Origin of the sequence: Piscinibacter defluvii (assembly GCF_004011805.1) — a bacterium.
In the GTDB taxonomy this organism is placed as follows: domain Bacteria; phylum Pseudomonadota; class Gammaproteobacteria; order Burkholderiales; family Burkholderiaceae_C; genus Piscinibacter; species Piscinibacter defluvii.
In genome coordinates this window covers 529,869-554,802 of record NZ_ML137196.1, presented here as the reverse complement: position 1 = coordinate 554,802, position 24,934 = coordinate 529,869, and the positions used below count along the sequence as shown (strand labels likewise).

Genomic DNA, 24,934 nt, shown 5'->3' with positions numbered 1-24,934 from the left:
GGATGCAGCTGGTCGCCTTCCTGGCGCTGCTGCTCGCGCTGGCCTGGCCGCTCGCGCGGGGGATCGATGCGGTGATGGCCGGCCGTTTCGCGCTCGGCGCACGGATCGAGGCGCCGCTGTACCGCCTGGCCGGCGTGCACGCCGGCGAGGAGACCGGCTGGCTGCGCTACACGGTCGGCCTGCTGATCTTCAACGGGGTCGGGGTGCTGGCCGTCTATGCCCTGCAGCGCCTGCAGGCCGGCCTGCCCCTGAACCCGGCGGGCATGGCCGCCGTGGCGCCCGACTCGGCGTTCAACACCGCGATCAGCTTCGTCACCAACACCAACTGGCAGGGCTACGGCGGCGAGGCGACGATGAGCTACCTGACGCAGATGCTGGGCCTGACGGTGCAGAACTTCCTGTCGGCCGCCACCGGCATCGCCGTGGTCGTCGCGCTGGTGCGCGGCTTCGCGCGCCATTCGGCCCGGGCGATCGGCAACGTCTGGGTCGACCTGACGCGGGCCACCGTGTGGATCCTGCTGCCGCTGTCCTTCGTGTTCGCGCTGGTGCTCGTGAGCCAGGGCGTGATCCAGACCCTGTCGGCCTACGTGGAGGCGAAGACGCTCGAGGGCGGCACGCAGACGCTCGCGATGGGCCCGGTGGCCTCGCAGCTGGCGATCAAGCTGCTCGGCACCAACGGCGGCGGCTTCTTCAACACCAACTCGGCGCACCCGTTCGAGAACCCGAGCGCGCTGACCAACTTCCTGCAGATGCTGTCGATCTTCCTGATCCCGGCCGCGCTGTGTTTCGTGTTCGGCCGCATCGTCGGCGACCTGCGCCAGGGCTGGGCGGTGCTGGCGGCGATGACGATCCTGTTCGTCGTGGCGGCGATCGGCGCGACATGGGCCGAACAGCAGGGCAACCCGGCACTGGCGGCGCTCGGCGCCGACCAGGCCGTCAGCGCCAGCCAGCCGGGCGGCAACATGGAAGGCAAGGAGGCGCGCTTCGGCATCAATGCCTCGGCGCTGTTCGCGACCATCACGACGGCGGCCTCCTGCGGCGCGGTGATCGCGATGCACGACAGCTTCACGCCGCTGGGCGGTGCCGTGCCGCTGGTGCTGATCCAGCTCGGCGAGGTGGTGTTCGGCGGCGTCGGCGCCGGCCTGTACGGCATGCTCCTGTTCGCGATCATGGGCGTCTTCATCGCCGGGCTGATGATCGGGCGCACGCCCGAGTACCTGGGCAAGAAGATCGAGGCCCACGAGATGAAGATGGTCTCGATCGCGATCCTCGTGACGCCGCTGCTGGTGCTGCTGGGCACGGCGCTCGCGGTGAGCAGCGAGGCCGGCCGCGCGGGCATCCCGAACCCCGGGCCGCACGGCTTCAGCGAGGTGCTGTACGCCTTCTCGTCGGCGGCCAACAACAACGGCAGCGCCTTCGCCGGCCTCTCCGCCGACACGCCCTTCTACAACCTGATGCTGGCCCTGGCGATGTGGTTCGGCCGATTCGGCGTGATCGTGCCGGTGCTGGCGATCGCCGGCTCGCTGGCGGCCAAGAAGCGCCTGCCCGCGACGCCCGGTACCCTGCCCACGCACGGGCCGCTGTTCGTGGTGCTGCTGATCGGCACGGTGCTGCTGGTCGGCCTGCTGAACTACGTGCCGGCGCTGGCCCTGGGCCCGCTCGTCGAGCACCTGATGCTGTGGAGTGCGACGTGACGCGCCGGACCCTCACGCTGTTCGACCCGACGCTGGTGCGCCCGGCGCTGGCCGATGCGTTCCGCAAGCTCGACCCGCGCGTGCAGTGGCGCAACCCGGTGATGTTCGTCACCTGGGTCGGCGCGGTCTTCACCACCGCGCTGGCGCTCGCGCAGCCGGGGGTGTTCACGCTCGGCGTGGCGCTCTGGCTCTGGATCACCGTGCTGTTCGCCAACTTCGCCGAGGCGCTGGCCGAGGGCCGCAGCAAGGCCCAGGCGGCCTCGCTGCGCGGCCTGAAGAAGAAGACCTGGGCCCGGAAGCTGGAAGGCGACTACCACCCGGGCCAGCCGCGCGGCACGATGACGTGGCACCCGATCGAGGCCGACAGCCTGCGCCGCGGCGACATCGTGCTGGTCGAGGCCGGTGACGTGATCCCGGGCGACGGCGAGGTGATCGACGGCGTCGCCTCGGTCGACGAGAGCGCGATCACCGGCGAGTCGGCGCCGGTGATCCGCGAGTCCGGCGGCGACTTCTCGGCGGTGACGGGCGGCACGCGCGCGCTGTCGGACTGGATCGTCGTGCGCATCGGCGTGAACCCGGGCGAGACCTTCGTCGACCGCATGATCGCGATGGTCGAGAACGCCAAGCGCCAGAAGACGCCCAACGAGATCGCGCTGACCATCCTGCTGGTGGCGCTGACCCTCGTGTTCCTCGGCGTCGTCGTCACGCTGCTGCCGTTCTCCGCCTTCGGCGTGCGGGTCTCCGGCGCCGGCGCGCCGGTCGGCCTGGTGACGCTCGTGGCGCTGCTGGTGTGCCTGATCCCGACCACCATCGCCGGGCTGCTGTCGGCGATCGGCGTGGCCGGCATGAGCCGCATGCTGCAGGCCAACGTGATCGCCACCTCGGGCCGCGCGGTTGAGGCGGCCGGCGACGTCGACGTGCTGCTGCTCGACAAGACCGGCACCATCACGCTCGGCAACCGCCAGGCCAGCGCCTTCATCCCGGCCGCCGGCGTCAACGAGGCCGATCTGGGCGACGCGGCCCAGCTCGCCTCGCTGGCCGACGAGACTCCCGAGGGGCGCAGCATCGTCGTGCTGGCCAAGCAGAAGTTCAGGCTGCGCGAACGCGACGTGGCGGCGCTGGGGGCGAGCTTCGTGCACTTCACGGCGCAGACGCGCATGAGCGGCGTCGATCTGCCGCAGGGGCGCCAGCTGCGCAAGGGCGCGGCCGACGCGATCCGCCGCCATGTCGAGGCGCTCGGCGGGCACTTCCCGGCCGCGATGCAGCAGGCGGCCGACGACGTGGCGCGGCGCGGCAGCACGCCGCTGGTGGTCGCCGAGGGCACGAAGGTCCTGGGCATCGTCGAGCTGAAGGACATCGTCAAGGGCGGCATCAAGGAGCGCTTCGCCGAACTGCGCCGCATGGGCATCAAGACGGTGATGGTGACCGGCGACAACCGCCTGACGGCGGCGGCCATCGCCGCCGAGGCGGGCGTGGACGACTTCCTCGCCGAGGCCACGCCGGAGGCCAAGCTGCAGCTGATCCGCGCGCACCAGGACGCCGGCCGGCTGGTGGCGATGACCGGCGACGGCACCAACGACGCGCCCGCGCTGGCGCAGGCCGACGTGGCGGTGGCGATGAACACCGGCACCCAGGCGGCCAAGGAGGCCGGCAACATGGTCGACCTGGACAGCAACCCGACCAAGCTGATCGAGATCGTCGAGACCGGCAAGCAGATGCTGATGACGCGCGGCGCGCTGACCACCTTCAGCATCGCCAACGACATCGCGAAGTACTTCGCGATCATCCCCGCGGCCTTCGTCGCCACCTATCCGCAGCTCGGCGCGCTGAACCTGATGGGGCTCGCGAGCCCGACCTCGGCCATCCTGTCGGCGGTGATCTTCAACGCGCTGGTCATCGTGGCGCTGATCCCGCTGGCGCTCAGGGGCGTGCCCTACCGCGCCGTCGGCGCGGCGGTGCTGCTGCGCCGCAATCTGCTGATCTACGGCCTGGGCGGCGTGATCGTGCCGTTCATCGGCATCAAGGCGATCGACCTGCTGCTCGCCGCCGCCGGCCTGGCCTGATGGAGCGACCATGACGTCCGAACTTCGCCCCGCACTCGTGCTGTTCGTGCTGCTGTCGCTGCTCACCGGCCTGCTCTACCCGCTCGCGGTGACCGGCGTCGCGCAGGCGGCGTTCCCGGCCCAGGCCAACGGCAGCCTGATCCTGCGCGACGGGCAGCCGGTCGGCTCCGCGCTGATCGGCCAGGCCTTCGGCGACCCGAAGCACTTCTGGGGCCGCCCGTCGGCCACCGGGCCGACCCCCTACGACGCGGCGCACTCGTCGGGCTCCAACCTCGGGCCCAGCAACCCCGCCCTGCACCAGGCGGTCAGGTCGCGCATCGAGGCCCTGCGTGCGGCCGACCCCGGCAACACGCGGCCGGTGCCGGTGGACCTGGTCACCGCCTCGGCCAGCGGGCTGGACCCGCACATCAGCCGCGCGGCCGCCGACTGGCAGGCGGCGCGCGTCGCGCGTGTGCGCGGCCTGCCGGAGGAGGATGTGCGCGCGCTGGTCGAGGCCCACACCGAAGGCGCGCTGCTCGGCGTCATCGGCGAGCCGCGTGTCAACGTGCTGCAGCTCAACCTCGCGCTGGATGGCGCTGCACGGCGTGGGAAGATGCCGCCCTGACCCTGGGGAGCCCGCGCCATGCTGATCAACTGCGTCGCGTACGAGGACGGCCGCAAGCTCGCCGACATCGCGGTGGACGACATCGACGAGTGGCTGCGCCGCCCCGGCTGTTTCGTCTGGGTGGCACTGCGCGACGCCAGCGACGCCGAGCTGCGCGACATGCAGCGCGAGTTCGAGCTGCACGAACTGGCCGTGGAGGATGCGCTGAAGGGCCACCAGCGCCCGAAGATCGAGGAGTACGGCGCCACGCTGTTCGTCGTGCTGCAGCTGCTCGAGATGGAGCAGGGCGATCTGCAGGTCGGCGAGGTGGCGATCTTCGTCGGCCCGAACTTCGTGCTCTCGGTGCGCAACCGCAGCCAGCAGGGCTTCCTGGGCGTGCGCGAGCGCTGCGAGCGCGAGCCCGAGCTGCTCGGCCATGGCGCCGGCTTCGTCTTCTACGCGCTGATGGACGCGGTGGTGGACCGCTACTTCCCGCTGCTGGACCAGCTCGAGACCGAGCTGGAGGGCATCGAGGCGCAGATCTTCGAGCACGGTGCGGCACGCCGCAACATCGAGCGGCTGTACGCGCTCAAGCGCCGCGCCACGCTGCTGCGCCATGCCGTCGCGCCGCTGCTCGAGGTGGCCGGCAAGCTGCACGGCGGGCGCGTGCCGACGGTGTGCGCGAAGAGCCAGGAGTACTTCCGCGACGTGCACGATCACCTGGCGCGCATCAACGGCGCGATCGACGCGATGCGCGACACCATCGCCACCGCGATCCAGGTCAACCTGTCGATGGTGACGATCGAGGAGTCCGAGACCACCAAGCGGCTGGCCGCCTGGGCCGCGATCTTCGCCGTCTCCACCGCGCTGGCCGGCATCTGGGGCATGAACTTCGAGCACATGCCCGAGCTGAAATGGGCCTTCGGCTACCCGATGGCGCTGGCCGCGATCGCCGGTGCCGCGGGGCTGCTCTTCTGGCGCTTCAAGCGCGTCGGCTGGCTGTGACCGAGCAGCGCCCCGACCCCGACGCGCTGCTGCAGCAGGTGCAGCAGGAGGAGGCGAAGGCGCACCGTGGCCGCCTGAAGATCTTCTTCGGCGCCTCGGCCGGGGTGGGCAAGACCTGGGCCATGCTGGCCGCCGCGCGCGCCGCGCAGGCGCAGGGCCGGGCGCTGCTGATCGGCATCGTCGAGACGCATGGCCGTGCCGACACCGAGGCGATGGCGCGCGGCCTGCCGCGCCTGCCGCTGAAGGCGGTGCCCTACCGCGAGCGCGTGCTGCAGGAGTTCGACCTCGACGCCGCGCTCGCCTGGGCCGCGCGGCAGCCGGACCCGCTGCTGCTGCTCGACGAGCTGGCGCACAGCAACGCGCCCGGCTCGCGCCACCCCAAGCGCTGGCAGGACGTCGAGGAGCTGCTCGACGCCGGCGTCGACGTCTGGTCGACGATGAACGTGCAGCACCTCGAGAGCCTGAACGACATCGTCAGCGGCATCACCGGCATCCGCGTCTGGGAGACGGTGCCGGACCGGCTGTTCGACGAGGCCGACGAAGTGGTGGTGGTCGACCTGCCGCCCGACGAGCTGCTCGCCCGCCTGGCGGCCGGCAAGGTCTACCTGCCCGCGCAGGCGGAGCGCGCCGCGGCGAACTTCTTCCGCAAGGGCAACCTGCTCGCGCTGCGCGAGCTGGCGCTGCGCCGCACGGCCGACCGCGTCGACGACGAGATGCAGGCCTTCCGGCGCCAGAGCTCGGTGCAGGCGGTGTGGCCCAACCGCGAGGCGCTGCTGGCCTGCATCGGCCTGGGCGAACACGGCGAGAAGGTGGTGCGCAGCTGCGCGCGCCTGGCCGCGCAGCTCGACGTGCCCTGGCATGCGGTGCACGTGGAGACGCCGGCGGTGCAGCGTGCGCCCGAGGCGCAGCGCCAGCATGCGCTGCGTGTGCTCAAGCTGGCCCAGGAACTCGGGGCGGTGACCGCCACCCCGGCCGGTCCGGAGCCGGCCGCCGCGCTGGTGCGCTACGCCCGCGAGCACAACCTGGCGCGCCTGGTGGTCGGGCGGCGCGAGCGGCGTTGGCCCTGGCGCGCGCCGCTGGTCGAGCGCATCGCCGCGCTGGCCGACGACCTGGACGTGCTGCAGGTCGCGCTGCCGGCCGGCACCCGCGGCGCGCCGGGCGTGCCGGCGCCCGCGGCGCCGGAGGCGGCCTGGCCCTGGCCGGGTTATGCGGTGGCGGCGGCGGCCTGCGTCGCGGTGGCGCTGGTCTCGACGCCGCTGCTCGCGGTGTTCGAGCTGGCCAACATCGTGATGCTGTTCCTGCTCGTGGTGGTCGGCGTCGCGCTGCGCCACGGGCGCGGCCCGGCGGTGCTGGCCGCGGTGCTCGGCGTCGGGCTGTTCGATTTCTTCTTCGTGCCGCCGCGCTTCTCGTTCGCGGTCAGCGACGTGCAGTACCTGGTCACCTTCGCGGTGATGCTGCTGGTCGCGCTGGTGATCGGCCAGCTCACCGCGGTGCTCAAGCTGCAGGCCGAATCGGCCACCCGGCGCGAGCACCGCGTGCGCAGCCTGTACGCGATGGCGCGCGACCTGTCCGCCGTGCTGCTGCCCGAGCAGGTGGGCGAGATCGGCGCGCGTTTCCTGGCCGCCGAGTTCGGCGCGCGCTCGAGCCTGCTGCTGGCCGATGCGGAGGACCGGCTGCAGCCGCTGCCCGGCGGCACCGCGGCGGTCGACATGGGCGTGGCGCAATGGGCCTTCGACCGCGGCGAGCCGGCCGGGCAGGGCACCGACACGCTGCCGGCGAGCCGCTGCCTGGTGCTGCCGCTGAAGGCGCCGATGCGCGTGCGCGGCGTGCTGGCCATCGAGCCGGCGCACGAGGCCGACCGGCACCGCGTGCTCGGCCCCGAGCCGCGCCGCGCGCTCGACACCTGCGCCTCGCTGCTGGCGATCTCGCTGGAGCGCATCCACTACATCGAGGTGGCGCAGCAGAGCACCTTGCAGATCGAGTCGGAGCGGCTGCGCAACTCGCTGCTGTCGGCCATCTCGCACGACCTGCGCACGCCGCTGGCCGCGCTGGTGGGGCTGGCCGACACGCTGGCGCTGGCGCGCCCCGACGACACGTCCGCGCGGCGCGAGATCGCCGGCGCGATCCGTGCCTCGGCGCGCCGCATGGACACGCTGGTGGGCAACCTGCTCGACATGGCGCGCCTGGAGGCCGGCGCGGTGCAGCTCAACCGCGCCTGGCAGCCGCTCGAGGAGGTGCTGGGCAGCGCGCTGGCGGCCTGCGCGCCGTCGCTGCAGGGCCGCCCCGTCGAGGTGGCGCTGGCCGACGGGCTGCCGCTGCTGCACCTCGACGCCGTGCTGTTCGAGCGTGTGTTCGTCAACCTGCTCGAGAATGCCGCCAAGTACACCCCCGCCGGCAGCGGCCTCGCGATCGGTGCGCGGGTCGACGGCGAGCATGTGCTGATCACCGTCGACGACCAGGGGCCGGGCCTGCCGCCCGGCCGCGAGGAGGCGATCTTCGAGAAGTTCGAGCGCGGCACGAAGGAGAGCGCCACTCCCGGCGTGGGCCTCGGCCTGGCGATCTGTCGCGCCATCGTGCAGGCGCACGGCGGCACGATCCGCGGGCAGACGCGGCGCGAAGGCGGCCGGGTGCTCGGGGCCCGCTTCACGATCGAGCTGCCGCGCGGCGAGCCGCCGAAGGACGACGGCAGCACGCTGCCCGAGGCGGCGGCGCAGGAGGCCGGGTGAACGCGGCGCGGGTCCTGGTGGTCGAGGACGAGGCGGACATCCGCCGCTTCGTGCGCCTCGCGCTCGAGGCCGAGGGCCACGAGGTGTTCGAGGCCGACGGCCTGAAGCGCGGCCTGATCGAGGCCGGGACGCGCCGGCCCGACCTGCTGGTGCTCGACCTCGGCCTGCCCGACGGCGACGGCATCGACCTGGTCCGCGACCTGCGCGGCTGGTCGGCCGCGCCGCTGATCGTGCTGTCGGCGCGCAGCGGCGAGGCCGACAAGATCGACGCGCTGGATGCCGGCGCGGACGACTACCTCGTCAAGCCCTTCGGCGCCGGCGAGCTGCTGGCGCGGGTGCGTGCGCAGCTGCGCCGCCACGCCCAGCAGTCCCCGGCCGGCGAGACGGTGCTGCGCTTCGGCGACGTGACCATCGACCTGGTGCGCCGCAGCGTCGAGCGCGCCGGCGAACGCCTGCACCTCACGCCGATCGAGTACCAGCTGCTCACCCACCTGGCCACCCAGCCCGACCGCGTGATCACGCACCAGCAGCTGCTCAAGGCCGTCTGGGGGCCGGGGCATGCCGGCGACACGCACTACGTGCGCGTGCACATGGCCAACCTGCGCAAGAAGATCGAGGCGCAGCCCTCGATGCCGCGCCACCTGCTCACCGAGGCCGGCATCGGCTACCGCTTCGTGGCGTGATGCGGCGCGACACTCGCTCACAGTCGTGCCGGGTCGGCTTGGTATCCTTTGCCGTCCTTCGATGGAGCGCCGCACGATGATCATCCGCCCCCTGCGCCTGGCCGGCCTGGCCGCCCTCGGTGCCGCGCTGGCCCTGCCGGTCTGCGCCGACAGCCTCGCCTCCTCGGCCTCGAGCGCCGGCTCGCAGGTGTCGGGCAGCGTCTCCAACTCGATCCAGGGCTCGAGCAACAGCTCGTCGCCGGACAACAAGGTGGCCGAGGGCGAGTACCGCATCGACGCGATGACGGCACTGGCCGAGAAGCCCGGTTTCCTGCGCCTGCACCTGCAGCACCTGACGCGGCCCGGCACCGAGCTGCTGCTCGACCTGCCCGAGAAGGCCGCGACGCTGGCCACGCTCGGCGTCGGTGCCCGTGTCGCGGCGCGCCACCGCCCCTACGGCATCGAGTTCGCCACCGCGCCGGCGCGCGAGCCCTTCTTCCTGGTGCTGGCCGACGACTGGTTCCGCGAGCTCGCGTCCAACCCGGTCCGGCTTTGATCCGGCGCGCCGCCGCGGCGCCTGCACTCGCCCCTGCGCTCGCGTTCGCCCTCGCGCTGGCTGCCGCGCTGCCGGCGCAGGCCGGGCTGCCGCGGTTGTGCGACACCCGCGCCGGCCTGAGCGCCGCGCAGCAGGACCGGCTGCTGCAGGTGGCCGGCATCGCGCGGCGCGAGCTCGAGGCCTCGGGCGCCCGCGTGGCGCTGATCGCGCGTTCGGGCCTGGACCTGGCGCGCTTCGACATCCGCTACTCGCACGCCGGACTGGCACTGGCCGCCAACCCGAACGCGCCCTGGTCGGTGCGCCAGCTCTACTTCGACTGCGACGCGGCGCGGCCGCAGCTCTACGACCAGGGCATCGCCGGCTTCCTGCTCGGCACCGATTCGCCGCAGCGCGGCTACCTCTCGCTGCTGCTGCTGCCGCGCGAGGCCGGTGCCGCGCTGGAGGCGGCCGCGCTCGACAACCCACGCGCGCTGCGCCTGCTGGCGGCGCAGTACAGCGCCAACGCCTACCCGTTCAGCCTGCGCTACCAGAACTGCAACCAGTGGGTGGCCGAGCTGATGGCCAGCGCCTGGGGCGCGCTGCCCGACGGGCCGGACCTGCGCGCACGCGCGCAGGCCTGGCTGCGCGAGGCGCACTACGAGCCGCGCCGCGTCGAGGTCGGCTCGCGCTGGCTGATGTTCGGCCTCGGCTTCGTGCCCTGGATCCGCGTCGACGACCATCCCGAGGAAGACCGCCTGGCGATGGCGCTGCGCATCAGCCTGCCCGAATCGCTCGAGGCCTTCGTGCGCGCGCGCGTGCCCGGCACGCGGCACATCGAGATCTGCCACGACGGCACGCGTGTGGTGGTGCGGCACGACGGCGCGCCGATCGCCGCGGGCTGCGTCGAGGCGGCGGGCGACACGCTGCACGCCCTCGACTGACGCGGCGGCGTATTTCCGCGCTCCGCGCTCCCTCTGTGCGGCCGGATGCCCGGCGGCAGCCCGCTGCCGGTACCCGCCAGCCTCACCAGAGAAAGGATCGCTCGATGGAACCCCTGCCCTTCCTGCGTCCCGTCGCGCTCGCGGCGGCCTGTGTCGTGCTTGCCGCCTGCGGCGGCGGTGGCGGCGATGCCGCACCGTCCGGCGCTGCGGACCCGAACCCGCCGGCGGACAGCGCCGCCGCCCAGGCGCTCGCGGCCGGACCGGCGCTGCAGCAGGCCGCCGCCACGCTGTCGGGCAATGTCAGCTGCCGCAACATGACGATCGGTGCGCTGCGCCTGGACTCGATCGACGTGCCGGCCGATGCCGCCTGCCGGCTCGACGGCACCGTGCTGATCGGCAACATCACGGTCGGCCGCGGCGCCACGCTGGACGGCGCGCGCCTGGCGCTGAACGGCAGCGTGCAGGCCGAGGGTGCGGCCGACGTCGCGCTGGAGGACAGCCGCGTCGGCGGCTCGGTGCAGCTCAAGCAGGGCGGCTCGGCGCGCCTGGTGGGCCTGCGCATCACCGGCGACCTGCAGCTCGACGCCAACCGCGCCGCGCTCGAGGCGAGCGACAACCAGGTCGGCGGCAGCCTGCAGGCGGTCGGCAACCTGGGGGGCGTGACGATCGTCTCCAACCGCATCACCGGCAACCTGCAGTGCAAGGAGAACCGGCCGGCGCCCTTCAGCGCCTACAACAGCGCCGCGTCGATCGAGGACCAGTGCGCCGCCGGCGGCGGGGGCAGCGGCGGGGGCGGTAGCGGCGGCGGCGGGGTCGAGCCGCCGGTCGGCCCGCTGTCGGGCAACGTCACCTGCAACGGCCTGCGCATCGGCGCCATCGCGCTGGACACCGTCACCGTGCCCGAGGGCGGGGTCTGCGTGCTCGAGGGCACGCGGCTGATCGGCTCGATCCTGGTCGGCCGCGATGCGCGCCTGACGGCCGAGGGCGTGCAGGTCAACGGCAACCTGCAGGCCGACGGCGCGGCCAGCACGGTGGTCGGCGGGGCCTCGCGCTTCGGCGGCTCGGTGCAGGTCAAGCAGGGCGGCAGTGCCAGCATCGGCGGCGCCTCGATCACCGGCGACCTGCAGATCGACACGATGGCCGGCCCGGTCAGCGCGGTGGCCAACGCGATCGGCGGCAACCTGCAGGCGGTGGGCAACCTCGGCGGCCTGGTGCTCTCGGCCAACCGCATGGGCGGCGTGCTGCAGTGCAAGGAGAACCAGCCCGAGCCCACCGGCAGCGGCAACGTCGCCACGCTGAAGGAGGACCAGTGCCGGCGGCTCTGACGCCGAGGCCGCCCCACCGCGGGTGGGGGCGCTGCGTGCATGGCAGCATGCGCGCCGTCGCCCCCACCCGCGAGCCTGCGTGCAGTACCCCGAGCTGAGCGATGCGGAACTCGTCGCGCACTGTCGCGCCGGCCGGCAGGCCGCCTGGAGCACCCTGGTGCGGCGCTTCCAGCGCCTCGTCTACACCGTGCCGCGCCGCGCCGGGCTCGACGACGACGCGGTCGCGGAGGTGTTCCAGCATGCCTTCAGCCGCCTGTTCGAGCAGCTCGACCGCCTCGACGATCCGGCCCGGGTGCGTGCCTGGCTGGTGACCACGGCGCGGCGCGAGACGCTGCGCCTGCTCGACGAGCGCCGCACCGAGCAGCAGCGGCGCGCCGCCCCGGCCGGCGAGGAGGAGCACGACGACCCGCTGCTCGCGCTGCCCGACCCCGCGCCGCTGCCCGAGGCCCTGCTCGCGGCGTTGCAGGAGCAGCACCGCGTGCGCAGTGCGCTCGAGCGCCTCGCGCCGCGGCACCGTCAGCTGCTCGAGCTGCTGTTCCTGCAGGACGAGCCGCCGCCCTATGCGGAGATCGCCGCGCGGCTGGGCATCCCCGAGGGCAGCATCGGCCCGACGCGGGCCCGGGCGCTGGACCAGTTGCGCACGGTCCTGCGTTCGATGTAGATCCGCGTATCGAAGCGCCCCCTTGCCGCTCTGTGCCGCCAGCATCGCCTCCAGGACCGACCCCATGAGCACCCACGACCCCGACGACGCCGAACTCGCCGGCACGCTGCGCGCGAGCCGCGGCCTCGAGGACGCCCCGGAAACGCTGATCCAGCGTGCCATTCACGCCTGGCGGCCGCGCGCCGCGGCGGCGCCGGCCGCGCCGGGGCTGCTGCGCCGGCTCGGCGCCACCCTGCGCTTCGACAGCCTGGCCACGCCCGCACCGGCGCTCGGCCTGCGCGCCGGCCCCGACCGCATGCGCCAGCTGCTCTTCGCCACCGAGGCGCGCGACGTCGACCTGCGCCTCGAGCCCGAGAGCGGCGGGCGCTGGCGCCTCAGCGGCCAGGTGCTCGGGCCGGACGAACAGGGCAGCGCGGCCTTGCTGCCCGAGCAGGGCAAGCCGCAGCAGGTGGCCTGGAACGAACTCGCCGAGTTCGCCTTCGAGCCGGTGGCCGGCGCCAGCTGCCGGCTGCTGCTGCGCGGCGTCGACTGGGAGCTCGAGCTGCCGATCGAGTTCACGCCCGGGGCCGGCTGAATGCCGAACCCGGCCGCCCGCGCCGCACGCCAGCTCGTCGACGGCGCGGATGCGCCGCTGCCGCAGCCGCTGCCGGTCGGGGCGGCGGCGCTGGCCGTCGCGCTCAAGGACGAGGCCGCCGCGGCCTGGGGCACCACCCCCTCGCGCGCGCTGCGCTGCGCCGCGCTGCTGCGCGCGCTGCAGCAGCGGCACGCCGAGCCCGGCGTCGCGGCGCTGGCCGACTGGGCCGCCGGGCTGGCCGCGCTGGTCGAAGGCCGCATGGCCGATGCGCTGCAGTGCTTCGATGCCGCGCAGGCCGGGCTGGCCGCGCTCGGCCGCGGGCACGAGGCGGCGCAGACCCAGGTGCCCAAGCTGATCGCGCTGTCGGTGCTCGGCCGGCACGACGAGGCGCTCGCCTGCGCCGAGGCCACGCGCGCCGTGTTCATCGCCGCGGGCGACCTGCGCTCGGCCGGCAAGGTGGAGCAGAACCTCGGCACGATGATGTCGCGCCGTGATCGCCACGCCGAGGCCGAGGCCTGGTTCCGGCGCGCCGCGGTGCATGCCGCGCGCGCCGGCGACCGCGAGCTGTCGATCCGTGCCGACATCGGCCAGGCCAATGCGCTCACCTGGCAGTACCGTTTCGACGAGGCGCTGCGCATCAACGAACGCGCGCGCCTGCGCGCCGCGCGCCACGGCCACACCGTGCTGACGGCGCATGCCCACCAGGCGATCGGCCGCATCGAGCTGAACCGCGGGCGCTGGCCGCTCGCGCTGCGCGAACTGGCCACCGCCTGCCGGCTGCTCGAGCAGACCGGCGCCTCGCCGGCGCAGCGCATCGAGGCCGAGGCGGCCTTGGCCGATGCCTACCTGGCGGTCAGCCTGCTGCCCGAGGCGCGCGCGCTGTACGACCGGGTGATCGAGGCCGCCGAACGGCTCGCGCTGCCCACCGAGCGTGCCTGGGCCCTGCTGCAGCGCGCGCGCGTCGACGCGCGTGCCGGCGACGTGCTGCTGGCGCGCGCCGGCTTCGCGACGGCGCGCGCGCTGTACCTCGAGCAGGACAATCCGGCCGCGCAGGCGCTGGCCGAGCTCGGCGCCGGCGCGCTCGAGCTGGCGCAGGGCGACGCGGCGGCCGCCGCGGCGCATGCCGCGCGGGCGCTGCACGGCCTGGCCGGCCGCGGCATCCTCGGCTGGACACTCGAGGCGCGTGCGCTGCAGGCCGCGGCCCAGGCGGCCGCGGGCGATGCCGAGGGCGCACGGCGCGGCTTCGAGGCCGTGCTGGCCGAGGGCGCGGCGCTCGCCGACGTCACGCTCGCCGGCCGCCGCGGTCTGGCCGGGCTGGCCTGGCAGCGTGGCGACCGGGTCGAGGCGCGGGCCCAGGCGCAGGCCGTGCTGGCCGAGGTCGATGCCGTGCGCGCGGCGCTGCCGGAGCAGGCCTTGCGCAGCGCCGTGGCCGGGCATGCCGAGGCGGCGCACGACCTGCTGGTGCAGCTGGACCTCGACGCGGCCGCCGCGCCCGGCGCGCTGCTGGCCACCATCGAGCAGGGCCGCTCGCGTGCGCTCGCCGCCGCGGCCGCGCCCGAGGTGGTGCCGGATGCCGGCCGCACCGCGCTGCAGTGGGCGCGCGAGCGCCGGCAGGCGGCGCTGGCCGAAGGCGATGCCGACGCGGCGGCGGCCCTCTCCGCCGAGCTTGCACGGCGCGAGTTCGCCCTGCTCGAGGAGACCCGGCGGGCGCAGCTGACCGCCGCGCGCGAACCGGCCAGCCCGCCGGCGTCGGCGCGGCTCGACCCTGCGGCGCTGGTGGCGGCGCTGGCGCCCGACGAGGCCGTGCTGGTCTACCACCTCCTGCCCGACCGGCTGGTCGCCTGCGTCGCCACCGCGGCGGGCGTGCGCTCGCACGCCTGGCCGATCGGGGGCCTGGACGAGCGCCTGCGCGGCCTGCAGCTGCAGCTCGACGCGCTGCGCCACGGCCGCCGCCTGCCCGAGCATGCGCCGCGCCTGCTTCAGCGCGTGCGCCAGCACCTGCAGGCGCTGCACGCGCTGCTGTGGGCGCCGCTCGCGCCGCTGCTGCAGGGCCGCCCGCGCGTTGCGCTGGTGCCGCACCGCGCGCTGCACTACGTGCCCTTCGCCGCGCTGCACGACGGCACGCGCTGGCTGGTCGAGACGCACGAGCTGCGCCTGCTCCCCAGTGCCGGCTGGCGGCTGCGCCCGGGCACGCCGGCACGCGTGCCGCGCCAGGTGCTGGCGCTCGGCCATGGCGATGCCGCCCTGCCGCAGGTGGCGGCCGAGGTGCAGGCGGTGGCCGCGGTCTACGGCGGCGGCGCGCGCGTGCTGCTGGGCGCCGCGGCCACGCGTGGCGCGCTGGCCGAACTGGGCCCGGGCTGCGACCTGCTGCACCTCGCCTGCCACGGCCAGTTCCGCGCCGACAACCCCTGGTGCTCCTGGCTCGCGCTGGCCGACGGGCCGCTGTCGGTCTACGACCTGCCCGCGCTGCGGCTGGACGCGCCGCTGGTCGTGCTCTCGGCCTGCGAGACCGGCCGCAGCCGCGTCGCCCCGGGCGACGAGCTGCTCGGCTGGGTGCGGGCCTTCCTGCGCAACGGCAGTGCCGCGGTGCTGGCCTCGCAATGGGCGGTGGACGACGGCTCGACCGCCGAGCTGATGGGCGAACTGCACCGCCGTCTCGCGGCCGGCGCCGCGCCGGCGGCCGCGCTCGCGGCGGCGCAGCGCGGGCTGGCGGCGGCCGGGCTGCACCCCTTCCACTGGGCCGCGTTCGCCCTGTTCGGCCGCGGGTGATGCGGGCTCGGGCAGCATCGTTGCGCCGTGCATGTATTTCCGCGCCGGCCGCGGCCTCCGTGCGAGCACGTCCACCCGAGACCCGATCCGCCATGCAGTCCACCCGCCACCTCGCCGCCTGTGCCGCCCTGCTGCTCGTCGCCTGTGGCGGCGGGGGCGGCGGCGGATCCACGACCCCGCCGCCGGGCGGCGGCAGCGACGACACCGCCGCCGACGTGATCGTGCAGCTGCGCCGCGGCACCGACCTCGACGCCGTGCTCGCCACCCATGGCCTGAGCGTGGCCGAGCGCTTCGGCCGGCGCCCGATCTGGCGCCTGCGCGTGGCCGGCGGTGCCAGCGCCGATGCCGCCGTCACCGCACTGCGCGGCGACACGCGGGTGCGCTTCGCCGAACGCAACCTCGAGAGCGAGACGCCCGAGGGGCGCAAGAACTCGGTCTGGGCCGTGGGTGGCAACGCCGGCACCTATGCCTCGCAATGGGCGCCGCAGGCGATCGACCTGGCCGCTGCGCATGCCGTGAGCACCGGCCAGGGGGTGCGCATCGCGGTGCTGGACACCGGCATCGACACCACCCACCCGACGCTCGCGCCGCGCCTGGCGCGCCGGACCGGCGGTGCGCTGCTCGGGCGCGACTTCGTCGACGACGATGCCGATCCGTCCGAGGCCGGCCGCCGCGGCGATGCCGGCTTCGGCCACGGCACGCATGTGGCCGGGCTGGTGGCGCTGGTCGCACCCGGCGCGACGCTGATGCCCGCGCGTGTGCTCGACGAGCAGGGCCGCGGCAACACCTGGGTGCTGGCCGAGGCGATCGGCTGGGCGGCCGACCCGGACGCCGACCCGGCCAGCGACGACGGCGCGCACGTGATCAACCTGAGCCTCTCGACCCTGCAGCGCACCGACCTGCTGAAGACCGCCGGCGAACTGGCCGCCTGCACCTTCGACGACGACGACGACGACTTCGCCGATCCCGGCTTCGACGACGACCGCACGCGCTGCGCCGGCGGACGTGCCGCCGTGGTCGCCGCCGCCGCAGGCAACGGCGGCAGCGAGAGCGAGCAGCAGTTCCCGGCCGCCGAGTCGGTGCCCGGCCTGGTGTCGGTGGCGGCGAGCACGCAGGCGCGTCGTGTGGCCGACTTCTCCAACCGCGGCAGCTGGGTCCGCCTGGCCGCGCCCGGCGAGGACATCGTCAGCACCGTGCCGGGCGGCGGCTGGGGCGTGTGGAGCGGCACCTCGATGGCCACGCCGCTCGCGGCCGGCGGCGCGGCGCTGCTGCTCGCGACCCTGCCGCCGGGCGGCGACCCGACCCTGCCCGCGCCGCGCCAGTGGCTCGCCGAGGAGGCCGTCAAGCGCCTGACCGATCGTTCCTCGGCGCTGTGCGGCAGCTCGCTGCGCCAGCTGCGCCTGGCCGCGGCGCTGGACGACGTCTCGCCGGACGATCCGGTCTGCCCCTGAGGCGCGGCGCCGCCGGCTTGCCGGCCCGTCGGCGCGTGCCCAGAATCCGCAGGCCGGGCTGCGGAGGTTCGTGTGCCAGAAGCCGACCGTCTGCGTGTCTTCCTCTCCTACGCGCGCGCGGACGGCGCGGCGCTGGCGGACGAACTCGTCGCCGGGCTCGAACTGCTCGGATTCGAACCCGTCATCGACCGGCGCGACATCGCCGCCGCCGAGGATTGGGAGCAGCGTCTCGACGCCTTGATCCGCGACGCCGACACGGTGCTGTTCCTGCTCTCGGAGCGATCGCTGCAATCGCCGCGCTGCGCGTGGGAGGTCGAGCGCGCGCTCGCGCTGTCCAAGCGCATCGTGCCGGTGACGGTTCAGCCCGTCGCAGAGGCCGCGGTGCCGGTCGCCCTGCGGCGCCTGAACTTCATCGACTTCGGGGCGGGGCAGTCGTTCACGCGCGCGCTCGGCCGGCTCGCCGAGGCCCTGCGCGTCGACCTGGCCTGGATCCGCGAGCACACCCGGCTCGCGGCGCTCGCGGCACGCTGGGCCGAGCGGGGGCGCGACGAGGCGCTGCTGCTGCGCGGCGGCGAACTGCAGGCCGCGCAGGACTGGATCGCGCTCTGGCATGCCGGGGCCCCTCCCCCGACCGACGCACAGCGCGCGCTGATCGCAGCCAGCGCGGAGGCGAACGCCGCGCGCGACAACCAGGAGCGCCGGCGCGTGGCCGAGATGGCCGAGGCCAACGCGAGCCGCGCCGAGGCACTGGCGCGCGGCGAGCAGGCCGTGCGCGAGCTGCGTCGCCGCACGCTGCTGGGTGGTGCGGCGGTCGGGGTGCTGGGCGCCGGCGCGGGCGTGCTCGGGCTGCTGTACGCCGGCGCGGCGCGCGACCGCGAGGAGGCCCGCAAGAAGGCCGACGCCGCGCTGGCGCAGTCCCAGGAGGAGGCCGCGCGGCGCGAGGCCCTGCGCACCGACCTGGAGGGGCAGGTGGTCGCCTATGCCGCGTCGCCCGGACAGGCCGCGATGGACGATTCCGGCTTCACCGAGGGCCTGGTGAACCAGCTGGACTCGCCGCAGGTGCCGCTGAGCGTGGCGCTGGCCCGCACGGTGCGCAAGGTGATCGACAAGACCGGGGGCAGCCAGCGGCCCTACATCGCGTCGGACATGAACGGCGACGTCTACTTCCGCCTCGCCTCGCCCGGCCGGCGCCGCCAGGCGCTGATCGTCACGGTCGACCAGCTGTACGGCATGGACCTGCCCGGCGTGCGCCGCGACGGCGCGCTCTGGGAACGTTTCCTGCGCTCCTGCGGCTTCGAGGTCCACTGGCTGCGCAACCCGAAGCGCGACGAGGTGGTCGGCGCGCTGCACGCGCCGCGCGCGCAGGCGGTCGTGGTGCCGCATTCGCTGGTGGTTCGCACCGGCGTGGGCCCGCTGCCGCCCGGCGCAGCGTCCGCCCCCGCCCCCCGGGCGGCGCCCGACCCGCCGCCGCGTGCGCCGGCCGCCAACAACTTCTTCGTGCTGTACTTCGCCGGTTCCGGGGTTCGCCTCGACGGCGTGGACTACCTGCAGTGCGGCGACACGCCGCGGAACTACCCGGCGGCGCCGCAGCGCGCCGAGACGATCCGGGCCAGCGCGGTCAAGGTGGCCGACGTGACCGCGCTGCTGCGCGAGCGCTACGCCGCCTCGTGCCTGGTGTTCGACACGCAGTTCGCGACGATCAAGCTCGACTGATCCGGGCCGCCCGCGGGCGTTATCGTCCGCGCGATGCACGCCCCCGCGACCCTCCTGATCCTGGCCGCCTTCGCCGCCGTCAGCCTGTACGGCCTGTACCGCGCGCCCGGGCTGGTCGAGCGCCACCTGCTGCGCCCGCACGGCCTGGCGCAGCGCGGCGACTGGTGGACGCTCGTCACCTGCGGCTTCATCCACGCCGACCTGGCGCACCTGGTCTTCAACGGCTTCACGTTCTGGTCGTTCGGGCCGGGCCTCGAGCAGCACCTGGGCACGCCGCGCTTCGTGCTGCTGTACGCGCTCGGCCTGCTCGGCAGCAGCCTGGCGACGGTGGCGCTGCACCGGCGCGAGCCGGGTTATGCGAGCCTGGGCGCCTCGGGCGCGATCCTGGCGGTGCTGTTCGCCTCGATCGTGGTGTTCCCCGGGGCGTCGCTGTACATCCTGCCGATCCCGGTGCCGATCCCGGCGCCGCTGTTCGCGCTGGTCTACCTCGGCTTCAGCGTGTTCGCCAGCCGCTCGCGGCTCGGCCGCATCAACCACGACGCGCACATCGCCGGCGCCCTGGTCGGGCTGGCGTTCATGGCGCTGGCCGAGCCGGCTCGCGTCGGCGCGGCGCTGCGCGCGCTGCTGCCCTGACAATCCCGGCCTCGAAAGGATTCCCGATGAGCGAGACACCGAGCCCCGAGAGACCGCCCCTGCCCGACCACCTCAGCGTCGACCCGAAGAGCCCGCACTACGCCGCGGCCGTGCTGGAGCACGAGATCGGCATCCGCTTCAACGGCAAGGAGCGCGGCGACGTGGAGGAGTACTGCCTCAGCGAAGGCTGGATCAAGGTGCCCGCCGGCCGCACGCTGGACCGGCGCGGCCAGCCGATGATGATCAAGCTGAAGGGCAAGGTGGAGGCGTTCTACCGATGAGCCCGCCCTGGCGGGCTTGCCGCCGCTCAAGCCCGGCCGACCCCGTGCGGCGCAGAATCGCCGCGACGACGGGAGGCGACACATGGTCAAGCCGTGGGAGCAGAGTGCGGAGTTCAAGCAGGCCAAGCAGACGGTCGACGGCGTGCTCAAGCAGATCGCCGAGGTGAAGGCGCACACGGCCCGGATGACCCCCCGGTTGGGCAGCTTCAAGAAGGCCACGCTCGAGCATTCGCTCAAGGAGGCGAAGGCCGGCCGCGAGCAGGCGCTGCGCAAGAACCAGGAACTGCTGGCCTCCGGCCCGGAGTCGGTCTACCGGGCGGGGCTCGAGAAGGAGGAGAAGGACGCGCTGGCCAAGGCCAAGCGCGACTACGAAGCCGCCGTGAAGGCGATCTCGGAAACACTGGAGGCCTACGGCAAGGCCGCGTTCGCCTGGGAAGTCCACTACGGGGCGGGCGACGGCGTCAGCGGCGGGTCGGCAGGGATCTACTTCCGCCTGCTGAAGGCCTACGAGGCCCAGCACGAGGCGATCGAGACGGAGCTCGCCGTGCTCGCGAAGGAACACGGGCCGAACCCGAAGCGCACGCTCTGAGCACCCTCAGGGCCGGGCCGAGCCCGGCACCGGCCCCGGCCAGGCCGTGCAGGTACGCTGGTTGGCCCCCGAGGCGATCCACTCGCCACGCGGGGCGAAGGCCAGCGCGGTGGCGCTGCTCGGGTGGCGGTGCAGCACGTGGCCCGGGCCGCCTGCGGGCAGATCCACCAGTGCAACCTCGCCGCGCCCGTCGTCGACCGCGGCGCTTGGTCCATCCGGCGCCGGCACCGTGGGGCCGCACTCGCGCAGGCGCCGCACGAGATCCGACGCCACGCCCTGGGTGCCGCGCGCCTGCTAGCCTCGGCCCATGGACTCCCTCGCCACCGCGGCCGCTCGCGCCCTTGCCGCCGGCGATGCGCTCGGCGCGCTGAAGCGCGTTGCGCTGCGCGACGATCCGCCGGCGCTGGCGCTGCGCGGCATCGCGATGGCGCAGCTCGGCGAGCTGGCACGCTCGCGCGAGCTGCTGCGCCGCGCGGCGCGCGGCTTCGGCGCGCACGAGGCGCTGGCGCAGGCCCGTTGCGTGGTGGCCGAGGCCGAGGTGGCGCTGGCGCTGCGCGAGCTCGGTGGCACGCCACGCACGCTGCTGGCCGCGGCGGTGACGCTGGCGGCGCACGGCGACCGTGCCAATGCTCTGCTGGCCCGGCTGATCGTCGCGCGCCGTTGCCTGCTGCTCGGCCGACTGCAGGACGCTGCCGCGACCCTGGGCGAGGTCGACACCGCGGGGGCGCCGGCCGCGCTCGTCGCCGTCGCGGCGCTGGCCGAGGCCGAACTCGCGCTGCGCCACCTGCAGCTGGACGCGGCGCGCGACGCGCTGCGGCGCGCGCAGGCGGCCGCCGCGCGCTCGGACGTGCCGGCGCTGCAGGCCGAGGCGGCCGAGGCGCAGGCGGCGCTCGAGCGGCCGGCCGCGCGCCGGACATCGCCGGACGGTGAGCGGCTGCTGCGGCTGGCCGAGGTGGCGGCGCTGCGCGACGCGGACCTGCTCGTCGCCGACGCCTGCACGCGCACCCTGTGCCTCGGCGCGCAGGGGGTGCCGCTGGCGCGCCGGCCGGTGCTGTTCGCGCTCGTGCGCGCGCTCGCTGCCGCCTGGCCGCAGGACGTGGATCGGAAGGCGCTGATCGTCGCGGCCTTCCGCACGCGCCGTCCGGACGACACGCACCGCGCGCGGCTGCGTGTCGAGATCGGCCGCCTGCGCGCGCTGGCTGCGCCGCTCGCGGCCATCGAGGCCACGCCGCGCGGCTTCGTGCTGCGGCCGCACGGCGGCCGTGCGCTGGTGCTGCTCGAGCCGCCGCTGGCCGGCGACGAGGGCGCGTTGCTCGGGCTGCTGGCCGACGGTGCCGCCTGGTCCACCTCGGCCCTCGCGCTCGCGCTCGGCCAGAGCCAGCGCCAGGTGCAGCGCGCGCTCGCGGCACTGCTGGCACAGGGGCGCGTGCGCGCGATCGGGCAGGCCCGCGCGCGCCGCTGGCTGGCCCCGCCGCTGGCCGGATTCACGACGATCTTGTTACTCCCCGCCGCGCTGCCGTCGGCCTAGAGTGGCTCCATCGCGCCCTTGGCGGCGCGCTCCACGAAGCCAGGACACGACGATGAGCACCCACCCCCTCCCGACCCCGCACGCCGCCGAGATCGTGCGCGAGTACGGCCCCTTCGGCGGCGACGGCCGCGTGCACGGTGTCAGCCACGACGGACGCCATGTCTGGGTCGCCACCGGCACGACGCTGGTCGCCTTCGACCCGGACAGCGGCGAGCACCGGCGCGAACTCGACTGCGCCTGCGACGCCGGCACCGCCTTCGACGGCACGCACCTGTGGCAGATCGCCGAGGCGCGCATCGACCGGATCGACCCGGCCAGCGGGCGGGTGCTCGGCTCGATCCCGGCGCCCGGTGCCGGGGCCGACTCCGGGCTCACCTGGGCCGAGGGCCACCTGTGGGTCGGCCAGTACCGCGACCGCAAGATCCACCAGATCGACCCCGCCACCGGCCGCGTGCTGCGCACGATCGAATCGAACCGCTTCATCACCGGCGTCACCTGGGTCGACGGCGAGCTCTGGCACGGCACCTGGGAAGGCGACGAAAGCGAGCTGCGCCGCGTCGACCCGGCCAGCGGCGCGGTGCTCGAACGCCTGGCCATGCCCGAGGGGGCCGTCGTCAGCGGGCTCGAGTCCGACGGCGCCGGCCTGTTCTATTGCGGCGGTGCCGGCAGCGGCACCGTGCGTGCCGTGCGCCGGCCGCGCGCGGCCTGATTCCCCACCCGGTCTCCGGACCACCCCCGCCTGCGCCGGTGCCGCACCCGGTGGCGCCGCTGCATGGCCTCATCCCCGAGGAGTCTGCTTCCATGAATGCCCTGAACCACCCCGTCGTTTCCCGCGAGCAGTGGCTCGCCCGGCGCCACGAGCTGCTGGCGCGCGAGAAGGCGCTGACGCGGCAGGCCGACCAGCTCGCCCGCGAGCGCCGCGCGCTGCCCTGGGTGCGCGTGGATGCGCCCTACGTCTTCGACACCCTCGACGGCCCCCGCGCGCTCGGCGAGCTGTTCGAGGGCCGCCGCCAGCTGATGGTGCAGCACTTCATGCTGGGGCCGGGCTGGGAGGAGGGCTGCCCGAGCTGCAGCTTCATGGCCGACCACCACGACGGCGCCGCGCCGCACCTCGCCCAGCGCGACCTGACGCTGCTGGTCGTCTCGCGCGCGCCGCTGGCCGAGATCGAGCGCTTCCGGCGCCGCATGGGATGGCGCTTCCGCTGGGTCTCGTCGCACGGAAGCTCGTTCAACCGCGACTTCGGCGTCAGCTTCCCGCCCGAGGACGTGGCGCGCGGCGCGGTGGCCTACAACTACGCGGTGCAGCCCTTCCCGCAGGCCGAGGCGCCGGGCATCAGCGTGTTCTGGCGCGAGGACGACGGAAGCGTGTTCCACACCTACTCCAGCTACGGGCGCGGCGTGGAGGTGATGATGGGCACCTACCCGCTGCTGGACCTGCTGCCCAAGGGCCGCGACGAGGACACGCTGCCCTACACCATGGCCTGGGTGCGCCATCACGACCGTTACGCCGCGGCGCCGCTGCCGGCCGGCGCGTCGTGCTGCGCGGGCCACGCCTGAGGGGCGCGTCGCTCATGGCCCGGCTCACGCTGCGCGGCCTCGCGCCGGCCGGGCTGGCGCTGGGCTCGTCCGCCTGCGTCGTGCTGCACGGCGCCGGACTGCTGCTCGTGCCGGCGCTGGCGCCGCTGTGCGGGGCGGGGCTGTCACGGCGCATCCTCGCGGTGACCGAACCGCTGCTGCTGGCGCTGGCCGGCGCCGGGCTGCCGGCGGTCGCCGCGATCGCCATCGCGGCGACGCTGGCCGCGCTGCTGGTCGCTGCCGCCACCCGGGTTGCCTGGGCGGCGGCCGCCGCCCTGGCAAGCGCCCGGCCGCGGGGGTGGGCCGGCGCGATCCGAGCAGCCTGTCACGGAAGGCGTGAGCACGCGTGACGAAGCGCGTGCCGGTGATGCATTTGTCACTGTGTTTCCAGATGCGATCACTAAAGTTCCGCCGATCCGGTGCGCACCGATGCACCACCGACCCCCAGCGAGGAACCCCGCATGCTCGAACAGCAGTATCACGACGCCAACCTGCAGCCGGCCGACAGCACGTCGCCGCACGTGGCCGGGTTTCCGGTGGTGCGGGCCATCGACGTCGGCTTCGGCCACGTCAAGCTCAGCCAGCGCGACGGCAACGACGTGAAGTTCACCAGCTTCCCGTCGATGGCGATTCCGGCCGACGGCAGCGCGGTGCGCACGCTGGGCACGCGCAAGCGCGACACCTTCGACGTGCCGGTGCGCGGCGCGCTCTACGAGGTGGGCCGCGACGTGGCGCTGGCGCATTCGGGCGGCAACTTCGGGCGCGACGTGACCGACGAGTTCTACAAGGGCGCCATCTACGAGGCCCTGACGCGCGGCGCGCTGCGCTACATGGCCGAGGCCGGCGACAACCAGATCGACATCCTGGTGCTCGGCCTGCCGGTCAACCAGTACAACGACGCCAAGCGGCGCGACTACCTGCGCAGCACCTTCGAGGGCAGCCTCGACGTGGGCGACGGCAAGTCGGTGTTCGTCAAGCGGGTGCTGGTGCAGGCCCAGCCGGTGGGCGGCTACGCCGCGATCGACGAGCACCTCGATGAACTCAATGCGGTGATCGCCGCCACCGGCGGCGCGCTGCGCACGCTGGACAGCGGCGAGGCGCTCGAAGACCTGGCCGTGCTGATGGTCGACCCCGGCGAGCACACGCTCGACTGGCTGCTGGTGCAGCAGGGCACGATCAACCCGCGCGCCAGCGGCGCCGCCTCCGACGCCGGCCGGCACCGTGTCGTGCGCGCCGTGCAGGAGGCGCTGAGCCACCAGATCGGCCGCCCGCTCGGCCCCTCGGTGATGCCGCGCATCAACGACGCGCTGCGCCTGGGCGCGCCGGTGAAGCTGTCCGGCGTGGCGCACCCGCTGCAGAGCTACGAGCCGGTGGTGCTGAGCGTGATCGACGACTCGATCAACCGCATGGTCGACGGCCTGCGCGACGCGCACGAGATCATCGACCTGATCGTGCTGGTGGGCGGCCACCCCGAGCACTACCGCGACCTGCTGTCCAAGCGCTTCCCGGCGATCCCGGTGTTCGTGATGCCGGACTCGATGTACGCCAACGTGCGCGGCTTCCAGATGATCGGCGAGGCGGAGGCGGCGACGTCCGAAGTCCGCCACTGAACGAGCGGCGCGCCTG

The 24,934-nt window shown here is 74.5% G+C and carries 23 protein-coding genes; 22 read left to right on the top strand and 1 reads right to left on the bottom strand.

Going from position 1 to position 24,934, the window contains the following annotated elements:
* Positions 1 to 2: 2 nt before the first annotated feature.
* From kdpA to D9C15_RS02430, 17 genes are all read left to right on the top strand, one after another.
* Positions 3 to 1,694 (top strand): potassium-transporting ATPase subunit KdpA, encoded by a 1,692-nt coding sequence (gene kdpA, locus D9C15_RS02510; RefSeq protein ID WP_375138746.1) that lies wholly within the window; start codon positions 3 to 5, stop codon positions 1,692 to 1,694.
* The gene (gene kdpB, locus D9C15_RS02505; protein WP_127995835.1) at positions 1,691 to 3,757 is read left to right on the top strand and encodes a potassium-transporting ATPase subunit KdpB; all 2,067 of its coding nucleotides are present in this window, start codon (positions 1,691 to 1,693) and stop codon (positions 3,755 to 3,757) included. Before kdpA ends, kdpB begins: the two co-directional genes overlap by 4 nt.
* Positions 3,758 to 3,767: 10 nt before the next feature.
* Positions 3,768 to 4,361, top strand: coding sequence for a potassium-transporting ATPase subunit KdpC (kdpC, locus tag D9C15_RS02500; protein ID WP_127995834.1), 594 nt, complete (start codon positions 3,768 to 3,770; stop codon positions 4,359 to 4,361).
* An 18-nt stretch (positions 4,362 to 4,379) separates the two neighbouring features.
* Positions 4,380 to 5,345 carry a magnesium and cobalt transport protein CorA gene (locus D9C15_RS02495; RefSeq protein WP_127995833.1) on the top strand — a complete coding sequence of 322 codons (966 nt, stop codon included), beginning with the start codon at positions 4,380 to 4,382 and terminating at the stop codon, positions 5,343 to 5,345.
* On the top strand, positions 5,342 to 8,071 hold the full coding sequence (locus tag D9C15_RS02490) for a DUF4118 domain-containing protein (RefSeq protein ID WP_127995832.1): 2,730 nt from the start codon (positions 5,342 to 5,344) through the stop codon (positions 8,069 to 8,071). Before D9C15_RS02495 ends, D9C15_RS02490 begins: the two co-directional genes overlap by 4 nt.
* Complete coding sequence (kdpE, locus tag D9C15_RS02485; protein ID WP_127995831.1) at positions 8,068 to 8,754, top strand: two-component system response regulator KdpE; 687 nt, start codon at positions 8,068 to 8,070, stop codon at positions 8,752 to 8,754. The genes D9C15_RS02490 and kdpE overlap by 4 nt, the downstream gene beginning before the upstream one ends.
* Positions 8,755 to 8,830: 76 nt before the next feature.
* The gene (locus tag D9C15_RS02480; protein ID WP_240668260.1) at positions 8,831 to 9,289 is read left to right on the top strand and encodes a hypothetical protein; all 459 of its coding nucleotides are present in this window, start codon (positions 8,831 to 8,833) and stop codon (positions 9,287 to 9,289) included.
* A complete protein-coding gene (locus D9C15_RS02475; RefSeq protein WP_240668259.1) occupies positions 9,286 to 10,209 on the top strand; it encodes a DUF2145 domain-containing protein in 924 nt (307 codons plus the stop codon). Before D9C15_RS02480 ends, D9C15_RS02475 begins: the two co-directional genes overlap by 4 nt.
* Positions 10,210 to 10,313: 104 nt before the next feature.
* A complete protein-coding gene (locus D9C15_RS02470) occupies positions 10,314 to 11,534 on the top strand; it encodes a hypothetical protein (RefSeq protein ID WP_127995829.1) in 1,221 nt (406 codons plus the stop codon).
* A 79-nt stretch (positions 11,535 to 11,613) separates the two neighbouring features.
* Complete coding sequence (locus tag D9C15_RS02465) at positions 11,614 to 12,195, top strand: RNA polymerase sigma factor (protein WP_164886623.1); 582 nt, start codon at positions 11,614 to 11,616, stop codon at positions 12,193 to 12,195.
* A gap of 64 nt (positions 12,196 to 12,259) precedes the next feature.
* On the top strand, positions 12,260 to 12,769 hold the full coding sequence (locus D9C15_RS02460; protein ID WP_127995827.1) for a hypothetical protein: 510 nt from the start codon (positions 12,260 to 12,262) through the stop codon (positions 12,767 to 12,769).
* Positions 12,770 to 15,538, top strand: a complete 2,769-nt coding sequence (locus tag D9C15_RS34435; RefSeq protein ID WP_127995826.1) for a CHAT domain-containing tetratricopeptide repeat protein — start codon at positions 12,770 to 12,772, stop codon at positions 15,536 to 15,538.
* 92 nt (positions 15,539 to 15,630) lie between these two features.
* Entirely contained in the window at positions 15,631 to 16,989 is a 1,359-nt protein-coding gene (locus tag D9C15_RS02450) for a S8 family serine peptidase (protein WP_164886622.1), read from the top strand.
* 72 nt (positions 16,990 to 17,061) lie between these two features.
* Entirely contained in the window at positions 17,062 to 18,702 is a 1,641-nt protein-coding gene (locus D9C15_RS02445; protein WP_127995824.1) for a TIR domain-containing protein, read from the top strand.
* Between the two features lie 33 nt (positions 18,703 to 18,735).
* Positions 18,736 to 19,335, top strand: coding sequence for a rhomboid family intramembrane serine protease (locus D9C15_RS02440; protein WP_127995823.1), 600 nt, complete (start codon positions 18,736 to 18,738; stop codon positions 19,333 to 19,335).
* Positions 19,336 to 19,361: 26 nt separating this feature from the next.
* A complete protein-coding gene (locus D9C15_RS02435) occupies positions 19,362 to 19,616 on the top strand; it encodes a DUF3297 family protein (RefSeq protein WP_127995822.1) in 255 nt (84 codons plus the stop codon).
* 82 nt (positions 19,617 to 19,698) lie between these two features.
* Positions 19,699 to 20,205, top strand: a complete 507-nt coding sequence (locus tag D9C15_RS02430) for a hypothetical protein (RefSeq protein ID WP_127995821.1) — start codon at positions 19,699 to 19,701, stop codon at positions 20,203 to 20,205.
* Positions 20,206 to 20,211: 6 nt separating this feature from the next.
* On the opposite strand, the gene D9C15_RS33305 is transcribed toward D9C15_RS02430, so the two are convergent.
* On the bottom strand, positions 20,212 to 20,373 hold the full coding sequence (locus tag D9C15_RS33305) for a WD40 repeat domain-containing protein (protein WP_164886621.1): 162 nt from the start codon (positions 20,371 to 20,373) through the stop codon (positions 20,212 to 20,214).
* Between the two features lie 139 nt (positions 20,374 to 20,512).
* On the opposite strand from D9C15_RS33305, the gene D9C15_RS02425 reads away from it, so the two are divergent.
* From D9C15_RS02425 to D9C15_RS02405, 5 genes are all read left to right on the top strand, one after another.
* On the top strand, positions 20,513 to 21,733 hold the full coding sequence (locus D9C15_RS02425; RefSeq protein WP_127995820.1) for a helix-turn-helix domain-containing protein: 1,221 nt from the start codon (positions 20,513 to 20,515) through the stop codon (positions 21,731 to 21,733).
* A 52-nt stretch (positions 21,734 to 21,785) separates the two neighbouring features.
* On the top strand, positions 21,786 to 22,442 hold the full coding sequence (locus tag D9C15_RS02420; RefSeq protein ID WP_127995819.1) for a Vgb family protein: 657 nt from the start codon (positions 21,786 to 21,788) through the stop codon (positions 22,440 to 22,442).
* A gap of 92 nt (positions 22,443 to 22,534) precedes the next feature.
* Positions 22,535 to 23,290: a DUF899 domain-containing protein gene (locus D9C15_RS02415; RefSeq protein ID WP_127995818.1), complete on the top strand. Its 756-nt coding sequence runs from the start codon at positions 22,535 to 22,537 to the stop codon at positions 23,288 to 23,290.
* 14 nt (positions 23,291 to 23,304) lie between these two features.
* The gene (locus D9C15_RS02410) at positions 23,305 to 23,658 is read left to right on the top strand and encodes a hypothetical protein (protein WP_127995817.1); all 354 of its coding nucleotides are present in this window, start codon (positions 23,305 to 23,307) and stop codon (positions 23,656 to 23,658) included.
* Positions 23,659 to 23,769: 111 nt separating this feature from the next.
* Positions 23,770 to 24,918 carry a ParM/StbA family protein gene (locus D9C15_RS02405; RefSeq protein ID WP_127995816.1) on the top strand — a complete coding sequence of 383 codons (1,149 nt, stop codon included), beginning with the start codon at positions 23,770 to 23,772 and terminating at the stop codon, positions 24,916 to 24,918.
* Positions 24,919 to 24,934: the final 16 nt, after the last annotated feature.